Below are 26,255 nucleotides of genomic sequence, written 5' to 3' on the forward strand. Positions count from 1 at the left end.
CGCGGGCGTCGTTCCGCGGCCGGGGGCTGGCCGAGCGGGTGTGCCGGTGGGTGTCGGCTCAGCTGGTTGCCGCGCACGGGCGGGCGGCGCTGATGGTGGACGACGACAACGCCGCGGCCCTCGCGGTGTACGAGCGGATCGGCTACCGCCGGCGCCCGGTGATGGCCGCCCACGTCGGCCGGAATTTCTGAAGTCACCGTGAGCGTCGCTGCCGTCCTCAGGCGGCGGTCATCCCGCCGTCGATCGCGAGCGCCGCGCCGGTGATGAATCCGGCTTCGTCGCTCAGCAGGAACGCCGCGAACGCCGCGACCTCGTCCGGCCGGGTGCATCGCCGTGGCGGCGCGCCCTGGTGTCCGGCGGGGCCGATGCCCTCCACTTCGAGGGCGGCGGCGGTCCGGCGGGCCCAGTCGATGATCTCGGGGGCGGCGATGCCGACGCCGTCGTCGACGGTGAGCAGGAGCTTGGGCACGGTGGGGGTGTCGGCGAGCCAGCTGCCGTAGGGGTCCATGCGTTCGGCGACGTCGGCGGGCTCGCGGTCGAAGGGGATCTACCGTGGCCACTGCAGCAGGGGCAGCCGGGAGTCGGGATCGGGGTAGGGAGCGCGATAGACGTCGTGGTCTTCGGGGCTGAGGCCGGTCTGGATGGCGAACGGGTGCGGCAGGGCGTATTCGATGGCGGCGTTGTCCTGCAATAGCAGCTGCTCGCCGAGGCCGGGTGTGCGCAGGGCGATGGAGTGCTCGGCCACCTCGGGTGGTAGTTCGGGCCACGTCTGCGGTCGCAGGAACGTCTCCAGCAGGGCGATGCCGCGCACCCGGCCGGGGTGGCGGGCGGCTCAGTCCATGGCCAGTGCGCCACCCCAGTCGTGGCCGACCAGGACGACCTTGTCCAGATCCTGGGCCTGGAACCAGGCGTCCAGGTAGCGGGCGTGGGCGGTGAATCGATAGGCGATGTCGGGCTTGCCGGAGGCCCCCATGCCGATCAGGTCGGGGGCGAGGCTTCTGGCGCGGTCGGTGACGTGCGGGATGACGTTGCGCCAGATATGGGAGGAAGTGGGGCTGCCGTGCAGGAACACCACCGGCAGGTCGCAGGTCCCAGCCTCGATGTGGTTGATGTAGGAGTCGAGAACGGGGGTGGTGGGCATGGGTGTGTCGTCCTTTCATGTGGTGCGGATGGCGGCGCTGCGCCGCTGGTGGGGGTGCCGCTGGCAAGGCGGGGGTGGTCAGGCGGTGGCAGGTTCGGTGGTGGCCAGTTCCGTGTCGGCGCGGGCGGTGATGGCGGCCAGCACGCGGCCGGCGATCTGCAGGTCCTCGGCGGTCACCTCGCTGTAGAGCCGGGAGATGGTCCGGCCGATCTCGGCGCTGAGCCGCTGGTGCAGTTCGTGGCCCTGGGCGGTGAGGCTGACGGCGCCGGAGCAGGCCTCCAGCAGTCCGGAGGCGCTCAGGTGGGCGATGGCCTCGTCGGCTGCCAGGGCATGGATCTTCTGTGCTCCGGCGGCTCGTCCGGCGAGTTGTTCGTGCTGGACGGCCGGGCCGCTGACCGCTGCGATTTTGAGGGTGACCCAGGAGCGGTAGGTGAGGCCGGTGCCGGCAAGGGTGCGCTCCAGCAGGGCGCGGTGGGCGTCCTCGGCCTGGCCGCTGTTATCTGGGGTCCTCCTGGACCGGCAGGCAAGTAGGCAAGTGACCTTCTGGGAACTTGCCTGACGGATCATCTGAGGTTGTCAGGCAAGTACGGTCATGTCAGGGGACGTGAGGCTGTCTAGGTGACTTTTTGTAATCAGACATGTGTCACACGCCTGCGACGTCCACAACCTCCCGGAAGAGATCAGTTCTCGCGTGTCCAGGCGGGCGTGATCCGCACCTCGCGCAGACGCCAGCCTGCCGGCGTCCGGGCTGCGATGAAGTGCTGTCGCAGGCCGCCGGTGAAGTGGGGTGCCTGGCCATCGCGGTAGTAGTACACGGTCGAGTTCGCCGAGACGGCCGCCTGGTCGCCGTCGACGTTCACCAAGAGGTCGGTGGTCGTGTGCTGGGCGTCCTGCCCCTCGACCTCGCTCTGGCGCATGAAGTCGACGACTTTGTCGATCCCGTGGAGTTCGCCCCCGCGGGGCGAGTGCACGGCCACGTCGTCGGCGAAGACGGTGCCCGCGTCCTCCCACCGCTTCTCGTCGAGCAGGAGCGCGAAGCGGGTGAGCAGGTCGGCGATCTCGATACGGTCGGCGATCAAAGTGTCCGTGGACATGACTTCCTCTTTCGTTCTGCAGGATGGCGATGTTGTCTTCGTGCCGGGTGGCGGGTTTCGGGGAGTAAGGGTTCAGGGGGCGGCCAGCACCGCGTTGGCCCTGCCCAGGACGGTGCTCAGGACGCGGCCTGCGGCGGCCAGGTCCTCGGTCGGCAGGTCGCCCCACAGTCCCTGGGTGATCGGGCCGATCGCGGCGCGGACCTGCGTCCAGCGCCTGTGTCCTTCGTCGGTGACCTGGACGCGGCCATCCCCGCCGTCGCGCAGGAATCCTGCGGCGGTCAGTTCGGCGATGCGTTCGGCCACCGACGCCTGGCTGAACTGCGTGGCGCCACTGACCCGGTGGATGAGCTCGGCCCGGTCGATGGTCCCGCCGCCGACCACGGTCAGCGTGAGGGTCACCCACTGGGGCTCGGTGATGCCGGTACCGGCGAGTTGCCTTTCCAGGATCGCGTTGAGCGCCTTCTCGGTCTGGCCGATGAGCGCGGTACTGAAGGTCTGGGCTGCGGTCGTCACGATGACCTTCCAATCCGTTTTCATAATTAACGTTCGCTTCACTAACGTTTCTGCCGCGAACGAAGTTACATCGTTAGCCCGACTAACGCAACCCGGTAGGATCAGCTTCATGACCAGCAGAGCCGAAGCCCCGGACATGCCCCACCACGGCGAGATCAAGACGCCGGACAGACTGCGCCGACGGGCCAGTCGCCTGCTCTCCGGCATGACCGCGCAGTCGGACCGGCTGATAACCGAGGGACTGGCTCAGGTCGACGCCCGCAAGTGGCACTACGCTGTGCTCGCCTCGTTGCAGGAGCACGGCCCGGGCAGCCAGGCGACGCTGAGTCGACGCACCGGCATCTACCGCAGCGACATGGTCGGCCTCCTCAACGAACTGGCCGAGCGCGACCTCGTCGGGCGTACACCGGATCCCGACGACCGCCGCCGCAACGTCATCACGATCACCGCCCAAGGCCGCCGGCACCTGCGCCGCCTCGACAAGGTCCTGGACGACCTCCACGACGAACTGCTCGCCCCGCTGACCCCTGCCGAACGCGACCAGTTCGTGCAGTTGCTCACCCGCCTACTGGACCACCACACCCAGCAAGCACCGCACCCCCCAACCTCCTGACCCGAAACCAGCCCTGGCGGGGGTGCGCGGGGCGGGCCGGGCGTTCAACACCGAGAAGACCTACGCGGGCCGGATCGCCTTGTACTTGTCGTACTGCCAGGGCCACGGCGTGTCAGCAGCGAGTCGAGGGCTGCTCCTCTGACGTGGACGTGCTCAGCTGGTCGAGCACGAGATCAGCACTATCCTCACCTCGGGCCGTTCTTGGAACGGCTGGACTGAAGTTGACGGGATCCCATCTGATCATCGCGATCGATCGGGATCTTGACGTGTCGGGGCAGCAACGGCACGAGGACGGCTGCGACGGCCACGTGCATGAGCGATAGCGTGATCTTCGTTCCCGCGGACGCCTCGACGCCGGTGAGCGGCCGTGACCGACGCGCTGTCGCCGCGCAGCACCTGCACGTAGGCAGGCATCAGCAGGGCCGAGCCGAAGTACTGACCCGCGTACAGGGCCAGGATCGCGGCGCCTTTGCCGAACGTCGGGTTCCGCAGGAGACCGATCCGCAACAGCGGTTCGGGATGGGTCAGTGCCCGGGCCGAGAACACCGCGACCAGCGCCGCACCGATGGCGGCGGTGGCGATCCGCGCCCAGGCAGGACCTTCTTGGGCGCTGATGCCGTAGGCCACCGCGACGATGCCGGGAACCAGCAGCATCGCTCCGGCCAGGTCAAGCCGGACCCCCCGTCCGCGGTCGGGGTCGGCCGGTAGCCAGGCCAGCGTGCCTGCGGCTCCCAGCAGCGCCAGCGGCACGGTGATGAAGAACAGTGCCCGCCACGACCCCGCGCTCGGGAGGGCCGCGCCGAGTACGAGGCCCAGGATCGGCCCGATCAGCATCGGCAGGCCTGTGACCGCCATCATCCGGCCGCGCCGTTCGGGCGCGACCGCGCCGAACCCGATCGCCATGCCCAACGGCGCCATCAAACCACCGCTGAGGCCCTGCGCCGCCCGTGCGGCGATCAGCCAGCCCAGGCCGCCGGCCGCGCCGGCGACGCCGGAGGCGACCGCGAAACAGGCCAGTGCCACCAGGTACACCCGCCGGGCTCCCCAGCGTGCGGCGAGACCGGCGGCGAGCGGCATGGTCGCCACCATCGCCAGCGTGTACGCGGTGATGATCCACTGTACGGCGGTCAGCGACGTACCGAACGCCGCCATCAGTTGCGGCAGCGCCACCGCGACGATCGTGGCGTCCAGCACCGCCATCAAGCCGCCGGATGCCAGCACGATCGCGGCGCGCAGTTCCGGCCGGGTCAGCTTGTTCACCTTCGACCGGCCAGGTCTGTGAGCCGGAGGGAGCGCAACGCACGCGCCCACGTACGCAATTCGCTCATCATCGCGTGCAGCGCCTGCGCCGTGCCTGGCGGCGGAAGGAAACGGCCGTCGGTGTCCAGGTGCTCCCACGCCATCGGTATCAGCACCGACTCCCGGACCGTGGTCGCCCGAAGCTCAGGGAAGACCATCCGCAACTGCTCCACGGCCCTGATGCCGCCGGAAGCGCCGTATCCGACGAACGCGACCGGCTTGTACGCCCACTCGGTGAAGTGCCAATCGATCGCGTTCTTCACTGGCGCCGGAAAGCTGTGGTTGTACTCCGGCGTGAGGAACACGAATCCGTCGGCGTCCGCGAGCCGGCCCGCGACCGGGGACGCGGCCGCGCCGCCCGGCTGCAATTCGTGCATCGGCAGTGAGACCGTGGCCAGGTCGATCATGTCGAGGTCGAGCCAGTCGATCGCGGTCAGCTCGCGCTCCAGCCACGCAGCGAGAGGGTCGGCCAATCTGGGCTTGCGCACGCTTCCGATCACCACGGCGATCCGGAGCCGCCCATTGAGATTGTCTTGCGTCATGGCATCGACGCTAGAAGTTCGCCTATAGGCCAACTCAAGTCAATCGGTGCTCGGCAGTCATCGCCGCATCTCCCTCGCCCGTTGGGGTGCGTGCACAGAGCCACGAAGCCAAGCGAGCCATCGTTATCTGCGGTTTCTGAGCGAAGTAGCTGGTCAGCCGCTTGAAGGTCTGTCAGGCACGTCAGGCAAGTAGGCCGGCCGCGGCCGCCGCCGGTGGATCAACGAGCGGCCAGATCACGAAAGGGAGTTCGGGCGTCCATGCAGCCGCTGCGGAAGACTCTCCAGGCCAACCGCTATCCGGGACGGAGTGTGGTGTGGGCGAGGACTCTCGATGGTGCGATGTGTGGCGGCTATCTCCTGACCGGCCGTAGCCAGGCGTCGAAGGCGCGTGCCTGCCGACGACATCGCGACCCGGTTGGAGGGGAAGTCCGGCCTCGGACGGCTGGGGCTGCTCACGCATTCGACGGCCACGGTCATCGACCCGGGGTTCAGCCGGCACGTGAGGCTGGATCTGTCCAACGCCGCCACGCTCCCGATCAAGCTGTGGCCAGGCACGAAGATCGGGCAGCTCACCCTGTTCCGGAGGAGCTCCCGGGCTACGGCTCCGCGGAGTACGGGGCCGCCGGAATGCGCCGAAAGCGACAGTGGGGCTGCGGGCTGATCGTTAGCATTGGCGGCGTCTGTGGGGGTTGGCTGTGACCTCGATCGATCGGACGGCGTATCCACGATGTGGCCGCGTGGTGTCAGGGCGGGAGCTGGCTGATGCGTTGACGCCGACGGATGCCGAGGTCGAGTGGACGCAGGGCAAGACGCAGGATCACCAGGATCTGCCGACCCTGGTGGTGTGGGTTGAAGTCCTACCAGCAGCTGGGGGCGGCTGGCGCGCCGGCCCGCTACAGGACCGAGCCTGCGTGCTGCCGGCTTGGCACTCGCCGTTCGCCGCCCGGCTGCGGTATCGGGGTCCGGCGCGGCCGTCCTGGACCGGCGTTCGCTGCCGTCTGCTCCGCCGCCGTCACGGTTCGCCGACCCCGCCGCCCGCCCAGCCGTGGTGCTGGTCGCCGCCATGACAGACGGCGGGGCCCTGAGGGTCAGTCGCCCGCATTGGCGGCAGTGCGGTTGCTGTTCGGGGCCGGCTTTCGGGTGGCCAGGAGGAGCTCGGCGGTCTTCCGGGCGATCCGCGCGCTCTTTTTCGAGTCGTCGAGGTGGGCGGCTGCGTTGGCGCCGTCGTACACCTGCACCAGCGCAGCCATCAGCTCGTCGTCGTTGTCCGAGCGAAGGGGGCCAAGGAGACGGGAGAACAGGGCCGGCAACCAGGTGCGGTCGTACGCGATGGCTTCCTGGACGTCCGCATGGTGCGGGTACTCGGCTGCGGCGTTGGCAAATGCGCAACCCCGGAAGCCAGGCTCCGAGATCACCTCGTGGAGAACATCGAAGACGGACAGGATCCGCTCCTCAGCCGGCTCCTCGGCCCGAGCCTCCACCTCCCGCGTCACACGCGCGCGCATGATGTCGCTGCGGCGACGCAGATACGCGGCCACCAGGTCTTCCTTGGTCCGGAAGTGAACGTACATGGTCGACTTGGCGACGCCGCTCTCGGCGATCACCCGGTCGATGCCCACCGCGTGGATGCCCGTGGCATAGAAGAGCCGGTCCGCGGTCTCGAGCAACCGTTCACGAACTGTGCCTGGCTTTCTTTCCATACCCGCAGTATCGAACGAACAGGTCTGTTTGACAAAACGGCTGGGCGTATCTTCGCCATCGAACGAACAGGTCTGTTCGATGCGATCGCGGCGCTAGGCCCCTCATGGCCACGCCTTCGTGCAGCTCACTGCTTCAGGACCCCGAATGGGGCTACCAAGTGCTCTCCGGCCGGCACGGAGAACCGCCGTGCACACCGAACCGACGTCCCGCTGGTCCCTGGTCGTCGTCCCGCTCAAGCCACTGCACCTGGCCAAGAGCCGGCTCGGACCCGGTGTCGGAGGTGTGCTCAGGCCGCGCTTCGCACTCGCCTTCGCCCAGGACACGGTGCGGGCCGCGCTCGCCTCGCCGGCCGTCCTCGACGTCACGGTCGTCACCGACGATCCCGCGGCCGGGGCCCAGCCGGCAGCGCTCGGCGCCCACATCGTGCCTGATGTCCCGGCCGACGGGCTCAACGCGGCCCTGGCGTACGGGGCGCACACCGCACGGCAGGCACGGCCGGATGCACCCGTTGCCGCGCTCAACGCCGACCTTCCCGCGCTGCGCGGCCGCCCAAGGCGCGCAGCGGGAGTGTGCTGCTCGACGACGACACACCCGTGGAGTTCGACGCCGCGGCCTTCGACGCCGGTGGCCTGAGGTTGCTGTGGGCCGGTCAGCGGGTGCGTATCGAGACCGAGGGCGAGGCGAGTCGCTGTGGATCATGCTGGTGACCCTGCAGCCGCCGACCGGGAGCACGCCGTTGACGGGCCGGTCGGCGCAGCCGTTCACGCACTGCGCCTGGCTCTTTCCAGCACGAACGAACGAACAGGTCTGTTTGACAAAGACGACTGCGCACCTCTACGGTCAGAAATCGAACGAACAGGTCTGTTCGATTAGATCGAGGCGCTCTGGGTCTGGCGATATCTCGGACCGAGGTATCGATGTGGCACGAGGGCGACGAGGAGAGACCGATGATCAACGGTGTCGGCACGGAAGCGCTGCGTCAGACCATGGACGCGATACGGGACGAGCCAGGGCTGGCCCAGGTCACCTTCGGCATTCGGTCTCAGTGGCTCGGGGGCGCACACCAGCGCGCCGCCACCACCACCCCCTCCAGAACGGCAAGGTCATCGCCAGCCGTACCGCCACGTACGTCTTCGAGTCGGAAGAGCCCACGCCGCTGCTCGGCACGGACAAGGCCGCGAACCCGGGCGAGTACATCCTTCAGGCCCTGGCCGGCTGCTACGCGGTGACCTACGCATTGCTCGCGACCAGCCGAGGCATCGAACTGAGCTCACTGACCCTGGACATGCAGGTCGACTTCGACCTCCAGGGCCTTTTGGGCATCGATGAGTCCATCCGGCCAGGTGGGAAGGAGATCCGGGTGGACGTCCGGGCGCAGTCGCCGAACGCCACGACCGAGCAACTTCAGGAGCTGACCGATCTCGTCCAGCAGCGCTCCCCGGTCAGGGACACGCTGGCCAACCCCGTCAAGGTGACGACGACCTTACTGGCGGACGAGGCTCGGTAGCCGGGCCGAAGCACGGCCGATCTTCGGCGAGCGGAAGGTCGCGGCGGAGGCCGGGCTCGGGTGAGCAGGGCATGGATCTGGCCGATGCACTTCCTCGCAGCGGCCACACAACAATCACGATCACATCGGAGGTTCCAGATGAAACTCGGACTTCGCCTGCCCCAAAGGCTGGGCGTCGACCTGCAGCACGACTTGGTCGAAGCGGCCAGAACGGCCGAAGCGGCCGGGTACGCCAGTTTGTGGACGTACGAACGGCTGCTCTTCCCGGAGACACCCGCCGAACCGTATGCCCCGCCGAACGTGCCGTGGCCGGAAACCCAGCGGCAGGCCGCCGATCCCCTGGCAGTCCTCACGGCGGCGGCGGTGGCGACCGAAAGGGTGCGCCTCGGTACTGCCGTTCTGATCGCTGCACTGCACACACCCATCCAGCTGGCGAAGCAGCTGGCCACGATCGATCAGATCAGCGGCGGGCGCGTGATCGCAGGCATGGGCACCGGCTGGTCCAGCGACGAATTCCAGGCCGCTGGCGCCGCCCGGGCGGATCGCGGCCGCTTCCTCGACGAGACGCTGGACGTGTTCGATGCCGTGTGGGGGCCGGACCGGGTGAACTTCCGGAGTCCTCGCGTAGTCATCGACAACGCCTCGGTCCTGCCCAAGCCTGTTTCGAAAATCCCCGTGCTGCTGGGCGGCGGTGGCAGCGCGAAGGCCGTGCAGCGCATTGCCGAACGCGCGGACGGCTGGCTGCCGTTCCTGACCACGCCGGGCCCGGAAGGAGCCGCAGAAGTGCGCGTAAGGTGGGACCGTATCCGGGAAATGGCTTCTGAGTACGGCCGGGACACAAGCCGGATGGAGATGGTCGTGGTGGGAAACGTCACCTTCACTGACCGTCCGGCCGGACCTGACCGATCGCCGTTCGTCGGCACTCTCGACCAGATCATGGACGACATCCACACGGCCGCAGAGGCGGGCGCAGACGAGCTCATCCTGGATCTGAATCTGCAGGACTGGTTCACCAGCACTCAGCAGATGCTGGAGACGGCGGTGGAGATCCCCGGACGCGCCCAAGTCTCATGACCGACATGCCAAGGCCGGAGACGGCGAGAAAGCTTCTGCCCCGGCTGCCGTGATGGCAGCCCCAAGGATGGTTCGTCACCCTGCCGTTCGTCCACACCAACGCGCCGGTCTACCTCGCGGGCATCGCCCGCCCGGGGCCCGGCACACGCGACAACCGCGCGATCACCGCCATGGCCCGGCTGCTGCTACGTACATCCCCAACATCCGGACGAGCTGGGTCAAGCTCGGCGACGACGGCGCAGCCCAGATGCTCCGCTCCGGCGCGAACGACCTCGGCGGCACCCTCGTGGAGGAGACCATCTCGCGCATGGCCGGCTCCGCCTATGGCTCCTACCGGTCCATCCGCGACCTCGTCGCGATCGCGGAAGCGGCCGGGCGCCCGGCTCGTCAGCGCACCACCCTCTATGGCGAAACTACCGCTGAACGCATCGCCACCGGCCTCGCCTCCGACGGCCACCTCCCCGAACCGCTGCCAGTACTGAGCGACTGAATTCCAGGCCACGGTCAGCGGTGTCGCGTGGGTGACGGCTCTCGCGACGGTCGCGGCACGCGCCGGCGTCCGAGGTGGCTGGGCCACCACGCGCGCCCGCCGAGGTCCCGTACCAGTGCCGGGACCAGCAGGGACCGCACCACGAGGGTGTCGAGCAGCACGCCGAAGGCGACGATGAAGGCGATCTGCACCAGGAAGGCCAGCGGGATCACGACCAGCGCGGCAAAGGTGGCGGCGAGCACCACCCCGGCGGACGTGATCACTCCGCCCGTGGTGACCAGCCCGCGTAGTACGCCCTCGCGTGCCCCATGCCGGGCGGTCTCCTCCCGCGCCCGCGACATCAGGAAGATGTTGTAGTCCACGCCCAGCGCGACCAGGAAGACGAAGCCGTATAGCGGCACGGACGCGTCGCTGCCGGTGAAGCCGAACAGGTGGGTGAAGACCAGCGTCGAGACGCCGAGGGTGGCCAGGAAGTTCAGCACCACGGTGGCCACCAGCAGCACGGGCATGGCCAGCGAGCGCAGCAGGACGATCAGGATGAGCAGGATGATCGCCAGCACGACCGGGACGATGAGCAGCGTGTCCTGCTTCGCGGCTTCGGTCGTGTCGTAGCGCTGGGCGCTATGGCCACCGACCAGCACGCCGTCCTCGGCGTGCAGCGCGGCACGCAGACGCTTGACGGTGTCCTGGGCGGCGTCGCCGTCCGGCGCGTCGCGCAGTGTGGCTTCCACCAAGACGCGCCCGTCGACCACCTTGGGGTCGTCGCCCGGCCGGCCACTCGCGGTCACCGCCGCGGCGCTGGAGACGCCATCGACAGCACGGGCCTTCTCCACCACGGCCACGGCCCGCGCGGCGGGGGCGACGATGACCGCAGGCTGCCCGGATCCGCCGGGGAAGTGTTCGCTCAGCGCCGCCTGGGCGGCCACGGATGGCGCGTCGTTGACGAAGGTCTCCTCCAGCGGCACGCCCCTGGCGCTGAGCTGGGGCGCGAAGAGGGCGAGGGCGACGAGGGGCAGGACCGACGCGACCCAGACGAGGCGGGGGCGGTGGTCGACCAGCGCGGCCACGCGGCCCCACAGCCCGCGCGCGCCGGCGTCGGACGGGCGCGGGCGGGCCGGCCACAAAGCGGCCCGGCCCAGCAGGACCAGGGTCGCGGGCAGGAAGGTGATCGCGCTGAGCGCCGCGCAGGCGATGCCGATGGCGCCCACGGGGCCGAGCGCGCGGTTGTTGGTCAGACTGCTGAGCAGCAGGGCGAGCAAGCCCAGCGCCACCGTGGCGGCGCTGGCCGCGATCGGCTCGATCGAGCGCCGCAGCGCGATGCGGCCGGCGCTGAACCGGTCGGCGCCGGTGGCCAGCTCCTCGCGGAAGCGGGCGGTCAGCAGCAGCGCGTAGTCCGTGGCCGCGCCGATGACCAGGATGAACAGGATGCCCTGCACCTGGCTATCGACCCGGACGACGTCGCGGTCGGCCAGGAAGTAGACCACGGCGCACGCCAGCCCGAGCGCGAAGACCGCGCTGAGGATGATGACCAGCGGCAGCAGCACGCTGCGGTACACGGCCAGCAGGATGACCAGCACGGTGACCAGCGCAACGACGAGCAGCAGGCCGTCGATGCCCGCGAAGGCGTCGGACAGGTCGGCCCGGGTGGCCGCGGGACCGGCGAGTTGCGCCTTCAGGCCGTCGACCCGCACCGCCGCGCCGATCCGCTCCAGGGTGTCGCCGAGGTCGCCGCCGAGTTCCGGACTGAGCTGCACCACGCCCTGCAGCGCCCGGCCGTCGCCGGAGCCGATGGCGGGCGTGGGCGTGCCGACGACGCCGGGCGTGCCGCGCAGGGCGGCGAGCGCCCGCGTGGCCGCCGCGCTCTGCTCGGGCGTGACGTCCGCGTCGTCCGAGGTCCACACGACGACGACTGGTTGCGCGTCGCCCTGGCGGAACGTCTTCTGCACCTCCAGGACGCGTGTGGACTCCGCGGTCTCAGGCAGGAAGGCCGCCTGGTCGTTGGTGGAGACCTCCGTGAGCTTGCCGGCGAACGGCCCCAGCCCACCACCCACGGCCAGCCAGACCAGGACCAGCAGCGCCGGGACCAACCAGCGGGTCGATCGACGCGCCATGAGCATCACCTTCTCGTCACGCGAATTAACTCAATCATCAAGTATCTTTATGATTGAGTTAATGTAGCATGGTCAACATGTACGGCGATGGCGAGGGGGACACCGACCTGCGGTCCTTCGCGGCCCGCTTGCGCAGGATGAACGCCGAGTTCAACCGCATCGCCCACGAGTTCGCCGGCCAGCAGGGCCTTCACACCACCGACGTCCAGGCGTTGATCATGATCTTTGACGCCCCGTCGCCGATCACTCCGGGCAAACTGCGTGAGGAGCTCAATCTCACCTCGGGCGCGGTCACCGCGTGCCTCGACCGGCTGGAGCGGGCGGGGCACATCCGCCGGGTCCGCGACGCGCACGATCGGCGCGTGGTCCACCTGCACTACCGTGACGCGGCCAAGGAGCTGGCCGCCGCCTTCTTCCGCCCGCTGGCCCGCAGCACCGACAACGCGCTGCGCCGGTTCACCCCCGACGAACTGCGCACCGTGGCCGCCTTCCTCGACGCGATGAACGAAGAGCTGGCTGTGCTGCGGTCCACGCCGGGCTCGGCCTGACCAGGGCGCCACACCGGTCAGACATCAGAAGCACGCCCCATGGGGCCGCTTGTCGGCGTATGGGTTCAAGAAGCGGAGCTCTGCGCCCCCACGCCTCGGCCGGCCGCCGCCGTCGACTGCGAACCTGTTGAGGCGGTTGGGACAGATGGGGATCGTTCGTCTGGAGATCGAATGGCATTCACAGGAAAGCCTGAAACGCCCCATAATTTCGGATCTCATGGCCTTCGATGACATATCCCGCTACAGGAATCGCGGTCTCACCCGGCGTTCCCTCCTCGTCGGCGCGCTGTCCGCAGCCGGTCTCGCCGTGGTGGGCGGCACCCCGGCCAACGCCGCGGGACGGCCGGGCCGCAAGGGGCGCGTGCTGATCGCCACCAACGAGCCCTGGGGCACCTACCACGCGGCTCCGCTCCTGCCGGAGGCCGGCCGCCAGGGATGGGACGTCGTGCAGCTGGTGCCCGACCTGTCGCAGATCACGCCGGACGACCCGGTCACGGTCGCGACGCCCGACAACATCCCGGAGGCCGACCTGCTCGTGGTGACGGGTGCCGGGGACTGGCCCGCCGACTGCGCCGCCCGGTTGCGCGACCTTCCGCTGGTTGCCGGCTCGCTCGCGTACCAGCTGCCGCAGGAGGCACCGCGCGCGAAGGAGTTCCGCGACCGGCTGCGAGCGATCACCGCGTCGTCGCCCGCCGAGGCAAAGGTGTTCGACGACTACCTGGGCACGGGCGGCCGCCGCATCGAGGTGGTGGGCACGCCGCAGACCGACGACCTGCCCAGGTACAGGCCGGAGGAGGGCACCGTACTGGTGCTCACCAGCGTGACCAAGGACAGCGAGACGGGCGGTTCGGCCCCCGGTACCCAGCTGCTGCTCGACGCGGCCGCACAGCTGGCGGCGGCCGGCAAGCACGTCCTGGTCGGGCTGCACCCACGCGAGGACCGCTCGCTGTGGGAGCAGTACGAGATCAGCCCCGTCCCCTCGGTCCTGGCGTCGGCGCGGGCCGAGTCCGCCATCGGCATCCCGGGCACGGTCTTCCCCGTCGTGGCGGCGATGGGCGTGCCACTCGTGGGCTGCACGGACCCGGCCCTGCAGATCCCCGACTACCTGCTGAGCGTCTGCACGCACACGATCACCTCAGCGGACGATGCGGTGTCAGCGGTGGAGACGGCCGAGCCCGTCTCGCGCAAGGTGCTCTACGAGGCGGTCGGCCCGGTGGGCGGCTCGGCCAAGCGGCTGTTCAAGGTGTGGCGAAAGGCCGGCGACCAGGCTCACGCCGCGGCCTGACCGGGGTCACCCCAGCTTGGGGACGGAGTCGAGCAGGGCCCGCGTGTACGGGTTGCGGGGGGCGCTCAGGACGTCGTCCACCGGGCCGGACTCGACGATCCGGCCCGCGTCCATGACCGCCACCCGGTCGCTGACGTAACGGACGACGGCGAGGTTGTGGGAGATGAACAACATCGTCAGCCCCAGCTCGCGCTGCAGCTCGCGGATCAGGTTGAGCACCATGCCCTGCACGGACACGTCCAGGGACGAGGTGATCTCGTCGGCGATCACGACGCCGGGGCGGGCGGCGAGCGCCCGGGCGATGGCGACCCGCTGCCGCTGGCCGCCGGACAGGTGGCGGGGCAGGCGGCCGGCGTGCTCGGGCTCCAGCCCCACCAGGTCGAGCAGCCGCCGCACCTCGCCCGCCCGGTCGCGCACGCGCCTGGGCACGGCCTCGGCGACGGCGGCGCCGATCGTCATGCGGGGGTCCAGCGACGAGTACGGGTCCTGGAAGACGAGCTGCACCCCACCGGCGGGGGCGATCCGCCCGGCCGCCAGCGGCACCAGACCGACCGCCGCCCTGGCCAGGGTCGACTTGCCGCACCCCGACGTCCCGACGAGCCCCGTGACCGTCCCGGCGGGCACGGTCAGGTCGACCCCGTGGACGACGTCGACCGCGCGCCTCCCGCGCCCGAGCCGTACCCGCACGCCGTGGAACTCCAGCGCCGTCACAGTGTCCTCCTCATCGGGTCCTCCTCATCGGGTCCTCCTCATCGGGGGCCTCCTCATCCGGCCTCGTCACCGGGCCTCCTCCGGTCTCCCGTACCGGATGCCAGCACGCCACCCCACCGCCCCCGGAGGCCGACGTGAAGGGGGGCATGGCGGTCAGGCACCGTTCGTCGGCGCGCGGGCACCGGGGCGCGAACGGGCATCCGGTGACCGGCTCCGCGGGCGAGGGCATGCGGCCGTGGATCGTGGCCAGCGGCAGGCTGCGGTCGGCGGACATGTCGGGCACCGAGGCCAGCAGCGCCCGCGTGTAGGGGTGGGCGGGACCCGCGACGAGCCGCTCGGTGGTGAGGTCCTCCACGATCACGCCGGCGTACATGACCAGGACCCGGGAGCAGAGCTGCGCCACCACCGCGAGGTCGTGCGAGATGAGCAGGACCGCGGCCCCGCTGGTCGTGCTGGCCTCCCGCAGCAGGTCGAGGATCTGCTTCTGGACGGTGACGTCGAGCGCGGTGGTGGGCTCGTCGGCGACGATCAGCCGGGGAGCACCCATCAGGCCCATGGCGATCATCGCCCGCTGCCGCATGCCACCGGACAGCTCGTGCGGGTACTGCCCGGCCACCCTGGCAGGCGCCCCGATGTGCACGTCGGCGAGCCGGGCGACGGCCCGCCGCGCCGCGTCGCGGCGGGAGAGCCGCTGGTGGGTGGTCGCCACCTCGGCGATCTGGGTGCCCACCCGCAGGGCGGGGTTCAGCGAGGTCATCGGGTCCTGGAACACCATGGCGGTCTCCCCGGCCTCGATGGTCCCGGTGACAACGCCCGGCGGCTCGACCAGGCCGGCGACGGCCAGCGCGGTCAGCGACTTGCCCGAGCCCGACTCGCCGACCAGGCCGACCCGCTCGCCGGGCGCGACCGTGAAGGACACGCCCTTGACCGGCACCGCGGGCCCGAAGGAGACCCGCAGGTCCCTGACGATGAGGGCGTCGCCCGGCACGGGACGCGCCGACCTCCCCTCCGCCCGCGCGATCGTGTCCCGCCCGCCGAAGACCTGGGCGGCGTACTCCCCGAGGATGTTGAACGCCAGCCCGGCGAGCACGACCGCGATGCCGGGAGCGAGTGCGGCGGCCGGATTGACGTAGACGCGGTTCAGTCCCTCGTTGAGCAGCAGGCCCCAGTCGTAGTCGGGCGCCTGCACGCCCAGCCCCAGGAAGGACAGCGCGGCGAACGCCAGCAGCGCGCCGCCCGCGCCGAGGGTGGCCTGGACGATGAGCGGCTCGCCGATGTTGGGCAGGATGTGCCGGAACAACATGCGTGCCCGCCCCACGCCGAGCACCCGGGCCGCGGCCACGAAGTCGCGCCCGGCGACCGAGGCGGCCAGCGTCTGGGTGAGCCTGGCGAACGCGGGCACCGAGGCCAGCCCGATCGCGAACGCCGCCGACCGGCCGCCGCTGCCCAGCACGACCGCCAGCACCAGCGCGATCAGCAGCCCGGGGAAGGCCACCACGAGCGAGACGAAGCCGTTCAGCAGGCCTGCCGCGCGGCGTCCGAGCACCGCGGGCAGGGCGCCGAGCAGCAGCCCTCCCGCCACGGCCACGGCGGTGGCCAGCAGCGCCAGCCCCACCGACGACCGGGAGGCGGCCATCACCCTGGCCAGCACGTCGCGGCCGAGCCCGTCGGTCCCCATGGGATGCGCGGCGGACACGCCCTGCGTGAGCGCCATCGTGTCCGTCCTGACCGCCTCCTCGCCCCACAGGATCGGGCCGAGCACGACCATGAACAGCAGGAACACCAGCGACACCAGGGCCGCGATCCCGAGCGGGTTCTTGAGCCCGCGCATCAGTCCTCCTTGATCGTCGAACGCGGGTCGAGCCTGCCCAGTGCCACGTCGACGGCGAGGTTCACCAGCAGGACGGCGGAGCCGTACACGAGCACGACGCCCTGCACGACCGGGAAGTCCTTGGCCTTGATCGCGTCGACGAGCGCGCTGCCGAGCCCCGGCCAGACGAAGACGTTCTCCACCAGGACGCTGCCCGCGACCAGCCCGGAGATCAGCAGACCGCCGATGGTCAGGGCGCCGGTGAGCAGGTTGGGCAGGGCGTGGCGCAGGTAGAGCAGGCGGGCGGGCAGGCGTTTGGCGCGGGCCGTGCGCATGTAGTCCGACGACAGCACCGCCAGCGCCTCGACGCGGACGATCCGGGCCAGCGCCGCCGCCGGGCCGACCGCCAGTGCCAGCGTGGGCAGCACGTAGTAGGACGGGGTCACGGACCCGGAGACGTTCGCGACCGGCAGCAGTTCCCACGTGACGGCGAACACCACGATCATGGCCACGGCCAGCAGGAACTCCGGCACCACGGCCAGCAGGCCGCTGGCACCGGTGAACAGGAGCTCGGCGGCGCGGCCCCGGCTGCCGCGCGTCCAGGCGGCCGCCGCCATGCCGAGCGGCACCGCGGTGATCATGACCACCGCGAACGCGACCAGCGCCAGCATCACGGTGTACGGGAGGCGGTCCGCGATCGTCTGCGCCACCGGCAGTCCTGAGACCATGGAGCTGCCGAGATCTCCGCCGAACACGCCGGCCACGTAGCGGGCGTACTGCTGCCAGACGGGCAGGTCGAGGCCCAGCTCGTGAGTGCGCGCGGCGACCAGCTCGGGCGAGGCCGTGACGCCGAGGGCTGCCCTGACCGGGTCGCCGGGGATGACGTGGACCATGCCGAACGTCGCGGTGATCAGCAGCGCCATGGAGAGCACGAAGCGCAGCAGGCGACGCGCGAGATAGGCGACCCAGGGATGCCGGCGCTCCCGCGCCGGCGCCGCCTCGGTCGGGGGCGGGACGGGATGGTCGAGGGGTGGCGAGGGCACGGCCATGGCGATGATCCTGTCACCCGCCCGACGCCGCCTGAATCGTGCGATTCACCCACTTCCGCCGCCGAAGCTGTCTCGATGGACAGGTGCTGGTTCGGATGGACCGAGCCGCATCGCGCTTTCGTCGGATCTCACGATGACCGCGTCCGGACCCCGTACCACGCTGGCACGTGTTCGCGAAGCACAGGATGGGAGGAGGCGACATGCGCGTTCGCCTGTTCGGGGCGCTGTGCGCGGTGGCCCTGGCGACCGTGGGGTGCGGCGGCTCCGGCGGCGCCCCGCCGCCGGCCGCGGGCAAGTACGCCGAAGGCGCCACGTTCACGATGGCCATCATGGAGCCCGGCGACCTGAACCCGCTCATGACGGCCCTGTCCGACCCCCGCAACGTCGGTTTCTTCCTCTACGACACGCTGGTCGCCTACAAGGACGACGGCACGGTCGTACCCAGCCTGGCTACCACCTGGAAGACCACCGCGACGTCGGCGGAGTTCACCCTGGCCAAGGGGGTGACCTGCGCTGACGGCACACCGCTGACGGCCGGCGACGTGGCCGGCAGCGTCAACTTCATCGCCGATCCGGCCAACAAGTCGCAGCTTCTCGGCCTGTACGTGCCGGCCGACCTCGAGGCGACCGCCGATGACGCGGCCGGCACGGTGAAGATGACGGTCAAGACCCCGGACCCGTTCCTGCTGCGGCGGCTGGCGTCGGTGCTCGTGGTCTGCGGCAAGGGCCTCACCGACCCGGCCGGGCTCAAGGCGGGCAAGCACGGCACGGGCCTGTTCCAGATCATCGAGTCCGTCCCCGACGACCACTACACCCTGGCCAAGCGCCCCGAGTACGCGTGGGGCCCCGGCGGGGCGACCGGCAAGGACGAGGGCCTGCCCGACAAGGTGGTGCTCAAGGTCGTCAAGAACGAGACCACGGCCGCCAACCTGCTCCTGTCCGGCCAGCTCAACGCCGCCGCCGTGATCGGCCCCGACCGCGCGCGCGTCGAGCAGCGGAACCTCTTCAAGAGCGAGATCCGCCTGATGTTCGGCGAGTTCACCTTCAACCAGGCGCAGGGCAGGCCGACCGCGGACGACCGGGTCCGCCGTGCCCTCACGATGGGTCTCGACCAGGCCGAGCTGCAGCGCGTGGCCACCGGCGGGACCGGCGCCATGCCGGAGGGCCTGACCATGCAGCCCAGGGTGTGCCCGGGGGTGACGACGACCGCCCTGCCCGCGTTCGACCGCACGCAGGCGGCGGCGCTGCTGGACGAGGCGGGCTGGGTCAAGGGCCCCGACGGCATGCGGGCCAAGGACGGCACGCCGCTGAAGGTCACCTTCCTCTACCTCAGCGAGCACGGCGACCCCGGCAAGTCGGTGGCCGAGCTGATGAAGCAGAGGTGGGCGGAGATCGGCGTGCAGACCGACCTCAAGCAGCTCACCACGCCACAGCTCGCCGGTGTGAACGACGGCTCGACGGACTGGGACGCCGGCTGGATCCAGGTCAACGTGCCGCTGCCGAGCATGATGGTCCCGTTCCTGTCGGGTGACGGGCCGCCGAAGGGCGCCAACTGGTCCTCCATCGCCAACGCCGACTACGACCGCCTCGTCCAGGAGGCCGCGGAGTCCACGGGTGACAAGAGTTGCTCGAAGTGGAACGAGGCGGAGGAGGCGCTGTACAGGAAGGCCGACATCGTCCCGTTCGCCGACATCACCCAGCCCCTGTTCGGGAACGGCGCGGAGTTCGGCCGGCTGGCCGGCTCGTTCGCGCCCAGCACGATCCGCATGATCGCCAAATGAGCCCGTGGGGCCCGCCCACCGGGCCCCACGCTCATGAGAACAGGCGGATCTGGAGGCTCACGGCCAGGCGGGCGTCCGGGTCGGTGAGGTCGAGGCCGGAGATCGAGGCCAGCCGGCGCAGCCGGTAGCGGAAGGTGTTCTGGTGGACCTGCGCGGCCTCGGCCGCCGCGTGCACGTTGCCCAGGGCGTCCAGGTACGCCCGCAGCGTGCCCACCAGATCGGTCCCGTGTTCCGCGTCGTAGGCCAGCAGTTTCTCGTACGGGCCCGCCGGCGGTTGTTCCTCGGCGGCCACCAGGTCGCCGAGTTGCAGGAGTAACGACTCGAAGTACACGTCGCGGTAGGCCGCTGCCACGCCCGACACCCGCCTGGCCCGCAGCACGCGCAGGGCGCGCGCGGCGTCGGCCCGCGACCGCCCCACGTCGGCCAGGCTGGTCACCAGGCGTCCGACGCCGATCGCGGCGGGAAAGCGCCGCCCCGTCCTGGAGAGGAAGCTCTCCGCCACGCGCACCGCCCGCTGTTCGGCGTCGGCGGCCTGGGCGTGCAGCGGGAGCACGGCGTAGGCGACGCTGCCCAGCAGGGCGGCGGCCGCGTGCGGGTGGATGGCACCCACGTGCAGGGCGAGCGCGTCGCAGAAGCGCTGCCGGTCGCCCTCGCGGCCGGCCGCGTCCTCCATGGCCGTCTCGTCCAGCCCGGCGGCCAGCACGCACACGCGTTCGGTCGCGATGCCCAGCCGGGCGGCGGCGTCCGCGGCGTCCCTGCCGCCCTCGAGCACGGTGGACAGCAGGTCGGCGCGCAGCCGGCGCTGCGCGTCCGCGCCTGCGCGCTGCCGCAGCAGGTGCAGGGCGACGATCTTGGCGGCGTCGGCGAAGGCCCTGCGCCGGTGCTCGGGCAGCGGTCCCGGCACGGTCGCCCACATCGAGCCCAGGATCTCGTCCCCGGCGCGGACGGCGATGGCCGTCCTGGGCAACATCCCCCCGCCCAGGTCGAAGAAGATGGGCTCGCGGCTCCGGTACAGCTTGCGGTAGATCCCCCGCTCCTCCTGGAGCCGCTGGTACTTCTCCGGCACCTTCCTGCCCAGCACGGTCTCCACGCGCGCCTGGTCGGACTCGTCCTGTCTGCCGGAGAAGGCCAGCACCCGGGACGACCTGTCCTCGATCGTGATCGGCGCGTCCAGCAGCTCGCACACGGCGTTGGCCAGCGTGAACAGGTCGTCCGCCGACTCGGCCGGCTCCCCCGGGCCGCCCACGTCGCCCTCGGCGAGCAGGGCGCGCAACAGAGCCGCCACCTGGGCCCACGACGCCGCCCTGGTCAGGCTGAGCAGCGCGACTCCCGTCTTCGCCACGGTGGCACGCACGCGCTCGTCGACCGGGACGGGCGACTTCACGACGAGACCGGCCGCGCCCAGCTCCGCCAGCGCCACCAGCAACTCGCTGATGTGCTCGCCACCCTGCACGCCCACGCCGAGCAGGATCGTGCCCGGCGGCGCGCTCAGCTCGTCCAGCGGGTCGTAGATCTGCACCGTGGCCACCTCGGCGTCCATGTCGCCGGGAGCGTCGACGACGTCGAGGAACGTCGATCCCAGGTCATCGAGAATGCGGCCGAGCGTGGTCAATCCAAGTCTCATCTTCCAGGAGATACCAGCCGTCGCGGGTGACGTCGACGATCGTGTGCCCGCTCCGGCCGCTTTCCAGCAGCGCCTCCCGGACGGCCGTGCGCCAGCGTCTGGCGGTGGCGGGTGCGGCGGCCCGCAGGGTCTCGATGTCCGGCGGCATCGCGACGGCCAGCCGCGTGCCCGTGCGCGGCGGCGACGACGTGCGGGCCGGCTCGTCGCCGTCGCGGCAGAGCAGCACGACCGCGCCGTCCAGGTCGGCCTCCCCCCGTGCGGGCGAGGGCGCGGTGAGGTCCCAGACGACGTAGAGGCGGTCGGTGTCCTCGCCCGCGTTGATCGCGTCGCGCATCGTCCCGTAGAAGTCGGGCAGGTACGCGGCCGGCCTGGCGCCCAGCACGTGGACGTTCAGGTAGGCGTTCCTGCTGACCAGAGGATCGAACGTCCACGACACCGCGGTCACCCCCCTGGCCAGCGCCCATGCCCGCTGGTGCTCCTTGAGCGCCCTCCCGATGCCGCCCCTGGCGCCGGGCAGCACGCCGGTGATGTGGGAATGCAGGTGACCGTCGCCGGCGAAGATGCCGACGGAGATCCCCACCAGCTCGCCGTCCCTCCGCGCGCCCACCACGTAGCCGCCGACGTGCGCGATCGTCCGGATGAGGCCGGGTTCGAGCAGTTCCCTGCGCCAGATCGCGCTGATCAGGCCGGCGGCCTGGTGGTGCTCGGCCGGGCCGGTGAGCTCGGCGATGGTGACGGTCACGGTGTCGCGCCGGGGGCGTCCGGGACCTTCGGCGTCGAACGCACGCCGAAGTACAGGTACGGCGATCCGTCGCGCAGCCTGTAGAACGCGCCGGGCGCCCAGAGACGCGTGCCCGGGCGGCGGGCCAGGAACGTGTGCTCGCCGGTGGGCACGAGTTCGAGGCTCACGGGCGGTTCGAGGTCGGCGAAGTCGCCGGTGTTCTCGTAGACCAGCTCGTCCTCGCGTACGGTGATGCGGGCCCCGGTGCGCTCGTACACACCCGCGTGACCGGCGATGCCCGCCTCCGACGGCGGGTCGGGCGGCAGGGCGGGGCCGGGCGGCGTCAGTCCCGCCAGCTCGGGGAACAGGCCGGCGGCGACGGCCTGGAAGAGGCCGCTGGTGTCGCCGCCGTTCGCCAGGACCGCGACGACGGTGCCCGTGGACGCGACGACCCACATCATCGCGGCCTGGCCGATGGTGTTGCCGCCGTGCAGCAGGATCGGCGTGCCGTCCCAGGTGTCGAGGATCCAGCCGAGCCCCCAGTGGGTGCCGTAGACGCGCGCGGGCAGCTCGACGCGGGGCCGGGTCATCTCGCGCACGCTCTCGGCTGACAGGGGTCCTCCCTCGACGAAGCTCCTGCCGAAGCGGACCAGGTCGGGGGCGGTCGAGCAGATCTGGCCCGCCGGGCTGTTGGACCGCATCATGCCCCAGGTGGGCGTGGGGGTGTTCGCCTCGCCGAGGTGGCCGGTCGCGGCGCGGAAGCGCAGCACGTCCTCCGGCAGCGTCCAGGTGCGGGTCAGGCCGAGGGGGGTGATGAGCTGGTCGCGCAGTGCGGTGTCCCAGACCTTGCCGGTGACGACCTCGACGACGCGGCCGGCCACGGAGAAGCCGCCGTTGCTGTAGGAGTGGGTGGCGCCGACCGGGTGCGTGAGCGGCCTGGCCGCGATGGCCGCGGTGTACCTCTCCAGGCAGTCGTCGCCGCGCCCAGTGTCGTGGAAGAAGTCGCCGTCGAGGCCGCTGGTGTGGGTGAGCAGGTGCTCGATCGTCACGTCCTGGTCGATCCCGGGCAGGACCTCCGCCACGGGCGTGTCCAGCGTGAGCCTGCCCTCCTCGACGAGCAGCATGACCTGAGCCGTCGTCCAGACCTTGGTCACCGAACCCACCTGGAACAGCGAGTCGGCCGTCGCCTCGACGCCCGTGTCCAGGTTGAGCAGCCCACCGGCCTCCTGGTGGATCTCACCGTCGTGCCAGCAGGCCATGGAGGCCCCGGGCACCCCGAACTCCTTGATCAGTTCCGCCAGGCGAATCGTCATGCTGGCACGCTAGGGTCCCCGGCGTCGCGGCTCTTCGTCGCATCGGACCAATGCGGGGCCCGTTGTTAGGTGCTTACGAACAAGATTTTTGCGGCCTGCCGGGTGTTGGGTCTCTTCCATGGCGGATCTCATCCTTCGTGGCGGCATCGTGTACGACGGCCTCGGCTCTCCGGCGTTCCCTGGCGACGTGGTCGTCGCCGGCGGACGGGTCGTCGCAGTGGAGCGGCGTGCCGGCGGCGCGCCGAGCACGTCGACGGGCGCCTCGCGCGTGATCGACGTCACCGGGCTGGCCGTGGCGCCCGGATTCGTGGACCCGCACGCGCACTCCGACCTGGTCCCGATGATGGCGGAGCCGCAGCCGTTCAAGCTGCTCCAAGGCGTCACCACCGAGATCAACGGCAACTGCGGCTTCTCCTACGCGCCCGACGCCTCCAGACTGGAGGAACTGACGGGCGACTCCGTCCCCGACTGGACGTTCGCCGAGTACCTCGACACCGTCACGGCCGCCGGGACCGCCAACCACGTGGCGACGCTCGTCGGCCACTCGACGCTGCGCGGGGCGGTCGCCGGGTTCGCCGAGACGTTGCGCGACGGGGACCTGGAGCGGATGTGCGCCCTGGCCGCGGAGGCGTTCGAGGCGGGCGCGTGCGGGTTGTCGAGCGGGCTGATCTATCCGCCCGGCAGCTACGCCGGCACCGACGAGCTCGTCGCGCTGGCCCGGGTCGCGCACCGGTACGGGGTGCCGTACACGACCCATATGCGCGACGAGGGCGCGGGGCTCGCCGCGGCGCTGGACGAGGCCGTCGAGATCGCGCGGCGGGCCCGCGTACGGCTCCAGGTGTCGCACTGCAAGGTCGCCGGCCGCGCCAACCACGGGCAGGCCGCGATGTTGCTCGGCAAGCTGCGCGACGCCCGCGTCGCCGGGGTGGACGTGCGCGGCGACCTGTACCCCTACCTGGCCGGCGCCACCATGCTGGCCGCGCTGCTGCCGCCCTCGGCGCTGGCCGGCGGGCAGGTGGGCGACACCCTGGCCGAGCCCTCGGCCAGGGCGCGGCTGCGCGGCCTGGCCGAGGCGGGCGGCACCGGCGCGGGGTTGTGGCAGGACACCACCCCCGAGGGGGTGCTGATCACCACGCACGCCGAGCCGTACTTCGCGGGTCGCTCGCTGGCCGACGTCACCGCCGACGCGGCGGCGCTCGCCCGGCTCAAGACCGGCGGTGACGCGTGGGAGGTGGCGTGCGCGCTGATCGCCGCCGATCCCGCCGCCACGATGGTGGTCTCCCTGATGGCCGAGGAGGACATGGTCGAGATCATGGCCGATCCGCTCGTGGGCATCGGCTCCGACAACGGGGCGCCCACCGGCCTGGGCCATCCCCGGACGTGGGGCTGCTTCCCCCGGTTCCTCGGCACGTACGTGCGCGAGCAGGGGGTGGTCTCCTGGGAGGAGGCGGTGCGCAAGATGACCTCCGCGACCGCGGACCAGTTCGGCCTGAGCGGGCGGGGCTGGCTCGGCCCTGGAGCGTGGGCGGACATCTGCGTCTTCGATCCGGACACCGTCGGCCACTCCGGCACCTACGCCGCCCCCGACGCCCGCCCGTCCGGAGTCGTCCATGTCCTGCTGGAGGGGCACCTCGTGGTGGAGTCGGGCGAGTTCACGGGGGAGCGCCGGGGCCGGGTACTCCGCTGACCGCAGCGCCGTCACGGCCGCCCGGGAAACACTGACGCCGGCGGGCATGCCCGGAACGCGCAAGGCGTGACGTCCACCACGGGAAGGCGCCATGGGCGTGCTCCAGGGCTCCGATGATCGACGAGCAGAGGGCCGAGCTTCTGTTGGTCAGTGGTTGCGCCGGCGTCGGTGGTAGGCGTAGGTGACGGCGGCGAGCAACGGTCCCCACAGCAGCAGGGGAAGGTAGCAGAGGTAGAAGATCGCGGACTCCCAGCCCGCTGAGCCGCTGGAGCGCGCCCCGCGTTAAATCGGGTGAGGTTCCGGCGGCCCTGGTGCAGAGTTGTCCGCGTGATGTCCGATTTCGTCCCAGGTATCGACCTGTCCAGGGCCTTCTACGGTGAGGTGGTGGCGCCGCTGGTGTCGGGTGTGGAGCACAGCGCGGCGCTGGTCGGGCCGGGGTCGGAGGTGCTGGCGTTCGACACCGCCCGCTCCACCGACCACGACTGGGGTCCGCGCGTGCTGGTGTTCGTGGCGCCCGAGCGGGTCGCGGAGGTCGAGGCGAAGGTCGTGGCCGGGCTGCCGGAACGGTTCCGGGGCCTGCCGACCGTCTACGAGTACCACGAACGCAGCCGCCCGGGTGTCACGGTGACGGATCTGGGGTCGTGGCTGGTGGGCGAGCTGGGGTTCGACCCGCGGGCCGGGGTGTCGCTGCTGGACTGGCTGTCGGCGCCGTGGCAGCGGCTGGCCGAGGTGACGCGGGGTGAGGTGTTCCACGACGGCCTGCCGGGCGCTGGCCTGGAGTCGGCCAGGGCGGCGGTGCGCTGGTATCCGGATGATGTGTGGCGGTACGTGCTGGCCTGTCAGTGGCGTCGGATCGCGCAGGAGGAGCCGTTCCCCGGCCGGTGCGCGGAGGTGGGTGACGAGCTCGGCTCGGCCGTGGTGGGGGCGCGGCTGGCGCGGGAGGTGATGCGTCTGGCGCTGCTGCTGCGGCGGCGTTACCCGCCGTACGGGAAATGGCTGGGCAGCGCGCTGGCGCGGCTGCCGGGGGCGGCGGAGCTGCGGGAGGCGCTGATGGCGGCGGTGGCGGCGCGTTCGTGGCGGGAGCGTGAGGCGGGGCTGTCGGCGGCGTACGCGCGGCTGGCGGCGCTGCAGAACCGGATGAGGCTGGCCGCGCGGTTGGATGAGGAGGTGCGCGGGTTCCACGATCGGCCGTTCCGAGTGATCGGCGGGGACCGGTTCGCCGAGGCGCTGATGGCTGCGGTGCGGGATCCGGTGGTGCGGGGGCTGCCGCTGGTGGGGTGTGTCGATCAGTCGTCGGATTCGACGGACCTGCTGGTGGTGCCGGCGCGGGCGAGGGCGATGACGGCGGCCGTTCTCGGCCTTGAGAAATCTACTTTGTAAAGGACGGGTGTTCGGGCGCGATCACGCCCGAACACCAACACCATCAGGCAACGAGGGAAGCCGCCAGCGCTTCGACGTGGACGCGCCAGGCGGCGAGGGTGGCGGTGTCGCCCGTGTGCGTGATGATCAGGCGCGGCCCCTGGCCAGTGCCCTGGGTGAGCTCCCAGCGGACGGTGCCGGCGGGCACGTCGTACTCCAGGAGTTTGGCCGGTTCGGCGCGGGTGACGGCGCCGGGTGTCAGGCCGGGGATGGTGAACGGGG

General features: G+C 71.0%; 27 protein-coding genes and 3 pseudogenes. 12 read left to right on the forward strand and 18 right to left on the reverse strand.

Annotated features, from left to right (window positions below; genetic code table 11):
- Positions 1 to 191, forward strand: a 191-nt coding sequence (locus tag E1286_RS30575) for a GNAT family N-acetyltransferase (RefSeq protein ID WP_281282780.1), incomplete at its 5' end; no start/stop codon positions are given.
- A 26-nt stretch (positions 192 to 217) separates the two neighbouring features.
- On the opposite strand, the gene E1286_RS51450 is transcribed toward E1286_RS30575, so the two are convergent.
- From E1286_RS51450 to E1286_RS30605, 6 genes are all read right to left on the reverse strand, one after another.
- Positions 218 to 508, reverse strand: a complete 291-nt coding sequence (locus E1286_RS51450) for an SDR family oxidoreductase (RefSeq protein WP_281282781.1) — start codon at positions 506 to 508, stop codon at positions 218 to 220.
- A 39-nt stretch (positions 509 to 547) separates the two neighbouring features.
- The gene (locus E1286_RS50620) at positions 548 to 811 is read right to left on the reverse strand and encodes a hypothetical protein (protein ID WP_132618022.1); all 264 of its coding nucleotides are present in this window, start codon (positions 809 to 811) and stop codon (positions 548 to 550) included.
- A gap of 21 nt (positions 812 to 832) precedes the next feature.
- Positions 833 to 1,141 (reverse strand): alpha/beta fold hydrolase, encoded by a 309-nt coding sequence (locus E1286_RS50625; protein WP_132618023.1) that lies wholly within the window; start codon positions 1,139 to 1,141, stop codon positions 833 to 835.
- A gap of 78 nt (positions 1,142 to 1,219) precedes the next feature.
- Complete coding sequence (locus E1286_RS30595; protein WP_132618024.1) at positions 1,220 to 1,708, reverse strand: helix-turn-helix domain-containing protein; 489 nt, start codon at positions 1,706 to 1,708, stop codon at positions 1,220 to 1,222.
- A 113-nt stretch (positions 1,709 to 1,821) separates the two neighbouring features.
- Entirely contained in the window at positions 1,822 to 2,235 is a 414-nt protein-coding gene (locus E1286_RS30600) for a nuclear transport factor 2 family protein (RefSeq protein ID WP_132618025.1), read from the reverse strand.
- A 72-nt stretch (positions 2,236 to 2,307) separates the two neighbouring features.
- A complete protein-coding gene (locus tag E1286_RS30605) occupies positions 2,308 to 2,748 on the reverse strand; it encodes a MarR family winged helix-turn-helix transcriptional regulator (RefSeq protein ID WP_132618026.1) in 441 nt (146 codons plus the stop codon).
- A gap of 109 nt (positions 2,749 to 2,857) precedes the next feature.
- On the opposite strand from E1286_RS30605, the gene E1286_RS30610 reads away from it, so the two are divergent.
- Entirely contained in the window at positions 2,858 to 3,361 is a 504-nt protein-coding gene (locus E1286_RS30610) for a MarR family winged helix-turn-helix transcriptional regulator (RefSeq protein WP_132618027.1), read from the forward strand.
- Between the two features lie 185 nt (positions 3,362 to 3,546).
- Here E1286_RS30610 and E1286_RS52195 read toward each other — a convergent pair whose 3' ends face one another.
- The 3 genes and pseudogenes from E1286_RS52195 to E1286_RS30620 all read right to left on the reverse strand — a co-directional run bounded on the left by E1286_RS52195 (position 3,547) and on the right by E1286_RS30620 (position 5,202).
- Positions 3,547 to 3,771, reverse strand: a complete 225-nt coding sequence (locus tag E1286_RS52195; RefSeq protein ID WP_425464779.1) for a DUF6069 family protein — start codon at positions 3,769 to 3,771, stop codon at positions 3,547 to 3,549.
- Positions 3,752 to 4,672, reverse strand: a pseudogene (locus E1286_RS30615) (MFS transporter); the annotation flags it as partial. The pseudogene E1286_RS30615 and the gene E1286_RS52195, both read right to left, overlap by 20 nt.
- Positions 4,618 to 5,202, reverse strand: a complete 585-nt coding sequence (locus E1286_RS30620; protein ID WP_132618029.1) for an NADPH-dependent FMN reductase — start codon at positions 5,200 to 5,202, stop codon at positions 4,618 to 4,620. The gene E1286_RS30620 and the pseudogene E1286_RS30615, both read right to left, overlap by 55 nt.
- A 397-nt stretch (positions 5,203 to 5,599) precedes the next feature.
- On the opposite strand from E1286_RS30620, the pseudogene E1286_RS30625 reads away from it, so the two are divergent.
- Positions 5,600 to 5,863, forward strand: a pseudogene (locus E1286_RS30625) (dCTP deaminase); the annotation flags it as partial.
- A 427-nt stretch (positions 5,864 to 6,290) separates the two neighbouring features.
- Here E1286_RS30625 and E1286_RS30630 read toward each other — a convergent pair.
- Complete coding sequence (locus tag E1286_RS30630; RefSeq protein WP_132618030.1) at positions 6,291 to 6,902, reverse strand: TetR/AcrR family transcriptional regulator; 612 nt, start codon at positions 6,900 to 6,902, stop codon at positions 6,291 to 6,293.
- Positions 6,903 to 7,089: 187 nt separating this feature from the next.
- Between E1286_RS30630 and E1286_RS30635 the strand changes: the two genes are divergently transcribed.
- The 4 genes and pseudogenes from E1286_RS30635 to fbiC all read left to right on the forward strand — a co-directional run.
- A complete protein-coding gene (locus E1286_RS30635; protein WP_223190548.1) occupies positions 7,090 to 7,536 on the forward strand; it encodes a glycosyltransferase family protein in 447 nt (148 codons plus the stop codon).
- 412 nt (positions 7,537 to 7,948) lie between these two features.
- A complete protein-coding gene (locus tag E1286_RS30645; RefSeq protein ID WP_223190550.1) occupies positions 7,949 to 8,410 on the forward strand; it encodes an OsmC family protein in 462 nt (153 codons plus the stop codon).
- A gap of 138 nt (positions 8,411 to 8,548) precedes the next feature.
- The gene (locus tag E1286_RS30650) at positions 8,549 to 9,484 is read left to right on the forward strand and encodes a TIGR03619 family F420-dependent LLM class oxidoreductase (RefSeq protein ID WP_132618032.1); all 936 of its coding nucleotides are present in this window, start codon (positions 8,549 to 8,551) and stop codon (positions 9,482 to 9,484) included.
- Positions 9,485 to 9,555: 71 nt separating this feature from the next.
- A pseudogene (gene fbiC / locus E1286_RS30655) lies at positions 9,556 to 9,974 on the forward strand (7,8-didemethyl-8-hydroxy-5-deazariboflavin synthase); the annotation flags it as partial.
- 14 nt (positions 9,975 to 9,988) lie between these two features.
- On the opposite strand, the gene E1286_RS30660 reads toward fbiC, so the two are convergent.
- Positions 9,989 to 12,085: an MMPL family transporter gene (locus tag E1286_RS30660; RefSeq protein ID WP_132618033.1), complete on the reverse strand. Its 2,097-nt coding sequence runs from the start codon at positions 12,083 to 12,085 to the stop codon at positions 9,989 to 9,991.
- Between the two features lie 77 nt (positions 12,086 to 12,162).
- On the opposite strand from E1286_RS30660, the gene E1286_RS30665 reads away from it, so the two are divergent.
- Both E1286_RS30665 and E1286_RS30670 read left to right on the forward strand, forming a co-directional pair.
- Entirely contained in the window at positions 12,163 to 12,633 is a 471-nt protein-coding gene (locus E1286_RS30665) for a MarR family winged helix-turn-helix transcriptional regulator (RefSeq protein ID WP_132618034.1), read from the forward strand.
- Positions 12,634 to 12,850: 217 nt separating this feature from the next.
- Positions 12,851 to 13,918 carry a hypothetical protein gene (locus tag E1286_RS30670; RefSeq protein WP_132618035.1) on the forward strand — a complete coding sequence of 356 codons (1,068 nt, stop codon included), beginning with the start codon at positions 12,851 to 12,853 and terminating at the stop codon, positions 13,916 to 13,918.
- 6 nt (positions 13,919 to 13,924) lie between these two features.
- On the opposite strand, the gene E1286_RS30675 is transcribed toward E1286_RS30670, so the two are convergent.
- Genes E1286_RS30675 through E1286_RS30685 form a run of 3 tightly spaced genes read right to left on the reverse strand, consistent with a single transcriptional unit; the run spans position 13,925 to position 17,488 of the window.
- Positions 13,925 to 14,629 (reverse strand): ATP-binding cassette domain-containing protein, encoded by a 705-nt coding sequence (locus E1286_RS30675; protein ID WP_132618036.1) that lies wholly within the window; start codon positions 14,627 to 14,629, stop codon positions 13,925 to 13,927.
- Positions 14,630 to 14,639: 10 nt separating this feature from the next.
- Positions 14,640 to 16,460 (reverse strand): dipeptide/oligopeptide/nickel ABC transporter permease/ATP-binding protein, encoded by a 1,821-nt coding sequence (locus E1286_RS30680; protein ID WP_132618037.1) that lies wholly within the window; start codon positions 16,458 to 16,460, stop codon positions 14,640 to 14,642.
- Complete coding sequence (locus E1286_RS30685) at positions 16,460 to 17,488, reverse strand: ABC transporter permease (RefSeq protein ID WP_132618038.1); 1,029 nt, start codon at positions 17,486 to 17,488, stop codon at positions 16,460 to 16,462. Before E1286_RS30685 ends, E1286_RS30680 begins: the two co-directional genes overlap by 1 nt.
- 200 nt (positions 17,489 to 17,688) lie before the next feature.
- Between E1286_RS30685 and E1286_RS30690 the strand changes: the two genes are divergently transcribed.
- Complete coding sequence (locus tag E1286_RS30690) at positions 17,689 to 19,269, forward strand: ABC transporter substrate-binding protein (protein ID WP_165969985.1); 1,581 nt, start codon at positions 17,689 to 17,691, stop codon at positions 19,267 to 19,269.
- A gap of 31 nt (positions 19,270 to 19,300) precedes the next feature.
- Here E1286_RS30690 and E1286_RS30695 read toward each other — a convergent pair whose 3' ends face one another.
- Genes E1286_RS30695 through E1286_RS30705 form a run of 3 tightly spaced genes read right to left on the reverse strand, consistent with a single transcriptional unit; the run spans position 19,301 to position 22,927 of the window.
- On the reverse strand, positions 19,301 to 20,893 hold the full coding sequence (locus tag E1286_RS30695) for a PucR family transcriptional regulator (RefSeq protein WP_132618040.1): 1,593 nt from the start codon (positions 20,891 to 20,893) through the stop codon (positions 19,301 to 19,303).
- On the reverse strand, positions 20,853 to 21,635 hold the full coding sequence (locus E1286_RS30700; RefSeq protein ID WP_132618041.1) for a GNAT family N-acetyltransferase: 783 nt from the start codon (positions 21,633 to 21,635) through the stop codon (positions 20,853 to 20,855). Before E1286_RS30700 ends, E1286_RS30695 begins: the two co-directional genes overlap by 41 nt.
- The gene (locus E1286_RS30705) at positions 21,632 to 22,927 is read right to left on the reverse strand and encodes a serine hydrolase domain-containing protein (RefSeq protein WP_132618042.1); all 1,296 of its coding nucleotides are present in this window, start codon (positions 22,925 to 22,927) and stop codon (positions 21,632 to 21,634) included. The genes E1286_RS30700 and E1286_RS30705 overlap by 4 nt, the downstream gene beginning before the upstream one ends.
- Before the next feature lie 118 nt (positions 22,928 to 23,045).
- Here E1286_RS30705 and E1286_RS30710 point away from each other — a divergent pair, with 118 nt between their 5' ends.
- Together E1286_RS30710 and E1286_RS30715 are read left to right on the forward strand one after the other, a co-directional pair.
- Positions 23,046 to 24,614 carry an N-acyl-D-amino-acid deacylase family protein gene (locus tag E1286_RS30710; protein ID WP_132618043.1) on the forward strand — a complete coding sequence of 523 codons (1,569 nt, stop codon included), beginning with the start codon at positions 23,046 to 23,048 and terminating at the stop codon, positions 24,612 to 24,614.
- Positions 24,615 to 24,944: 330 nt separating this feature from the next.
- Entirely contained in the window at positions 24,945 to 25,994 is a 1,050-nt protein-coding gene (locus tag E1286_RS30715; protein WP_132618044.1) for a DUF4037 domain-containing protein, read from the forward strand.
- A gap of 43 nt (positions 25,995 to 26,037) precedes the next feature.
- Here E1286_RS30715 and E1286_RS48210 read toward each other — a convergent pair.
- Positions 26,038 to 26,255 (reverse strand): SRPBCC family protein (locus E1286_RS48210; protein WP_484213917.1); only part of this gene is annotated, 218 nt, incomplete at its 5' end.

The sequence above is a fragment of the Nonomuraea terrae genome, assembly GCF_004348995.1.
GTDB classification, from domain to species: Bacteria; Actinomycetota; Actinomycetes; order Streptosporangiales; family Streptosporangiaceae; genus Nonomuraea; species Nonomuraea terrae.

What these genes read in the sequence shown, in the direction of transcription:
- E1286_RS30695 (WP_132618040.1), bottom strand. Translation starts at nt 20,893, where the DNA reads ATGAGACTTGGATTGACCACGCTCGGCCGCATTCTCGATGACCTGGGA.
- E1286_RS30595 (WP_132618024.1), bottom strand. Translation starts at nt 1,708, where the DNA reads ATGATCCGTCAGGCAAGTTCCCAGAAGGTCACTTGCCTACTTGCCTGC.
- E1286_RS30685 (WP_132618038.1), bottom strand. Translation starts at nt 17,488, where the DNA reads ATGGCCGTGCCCTCGCCACCCCTCGACCATCCCGTCCCGCCCCCGACC.
- E1286_RS30620 (WP_132618029.1), bottom strand. Translation starts at nt 5,202, where the DNA reads ATGACGCAAGACAATCTCAATGGGCGGCTCCGGATCGCCGTGGTGATC.
- E1286_RS30710 (WP_132618043.1), top strand. Translation starts at nt 23,046, where the DNA reads ATGGCGGATCTCATCCTTCGTGGCGGCATCGTGTACGACGGCCTCGGC.
- E1286_RS30650 (WP_132618032.1), top strand. Translation starts at nt 8,549, where the DNA reads ATGAAACTCGGACTTCGCCTGCCCCAAAGGCTGGGCGTCGACCTGCAG.
- E1286_RS30630 (WP_132618030.1), bottom strand. Translation starts at nt 6,902, where the DNA reads ATGGAAAGAAAGCCAGGCACAGTTCGTGAACGGTTGCTCGAGACCGCG.
- E1286_RS30705 (WP_132618042.1), bottom strand. Translation starts at nt 22,927, where the DNA reads ATGACGATTCGCCTGGCGGAACTGATCAAGGAGTTCGGGGTGCCCGGG.
- E1286_RS30715 (WP_132618044.1), top strand. Translation starts at nt 24,945, where the DNA reads ATGTCCGATTTCGTCCCAGGTATCGACCTGTCCAGGGCCTTCTACGGT.
- E1286_RS51450 (WP_281282781.1), bottom strand. Translation starts at nt 508, where the DNA reads ATGGACCCCTACGGCAGCTGGCTCGCCGACACCCCCACCGTGCCCAAG.
- E1286_RS30610 (WP_132618027.1), top strand. Translation starts at nt 2,858, where the DNA reads ATGACCAGCAGAGCCGAAGCCCCGGACATGCCCCACCACGGCGAGATC.
- E1286_RS30680 (WP_132618037.1), bottom strand. Translation starts at nt 16,460, where the DNA reads ATGCGCGGGCTCAAGAACCCGCTCGGGATCGCGGCCCTGGTGTCGCTG.
- E1286_RS30665 (WP_132618034.1), top strand. Translation starts at nt 12,163, where the DNA reads ATGTACGGCGATGGCGAGGGGGACACCGACCTGCGGTCCTTCGCGGCC.
- E1286_RS30600 (WP_132618025.1), bottom strand. Translation starts at nt 2,235, where the DNA reads ATGTCCACGGACACTTTGATCGCCGACCGTATCGAGATCGCCGACCTG.
- E1286_RS50625 (WP_132618023.1), bottom strand. Translation starts at nt 1,141, where the DNA reads ATGCCCACCACCCCCGTTCTCGACTCCTACATCAACCACATCGAGGCT.
- E1286_RS30690 (WP_165969985.1), top strand. Translation starts at nt 17,689, where the DNA reads ATGCGCGTTCGCCTGTTCGGGGCGCTGTGCGCGGTGGCCCTGGCGACC.
- E1286_RS30660 (WP_132618033.1), bottom strand. Translation starts at nt 12,085, where the DNA reads ATGGCGCGTCGATCGACCCGCTGGTTGGTCCCGGCGCTGCTGGTCCTG.
- E1286_RS30670 (WP_132618035.1), top strand. Translation starts at nt 12,851, where the DNA reads ATGGCCTTCGATGACATATCCCGCTACAGGAATCGCGGTCTCACCCGG.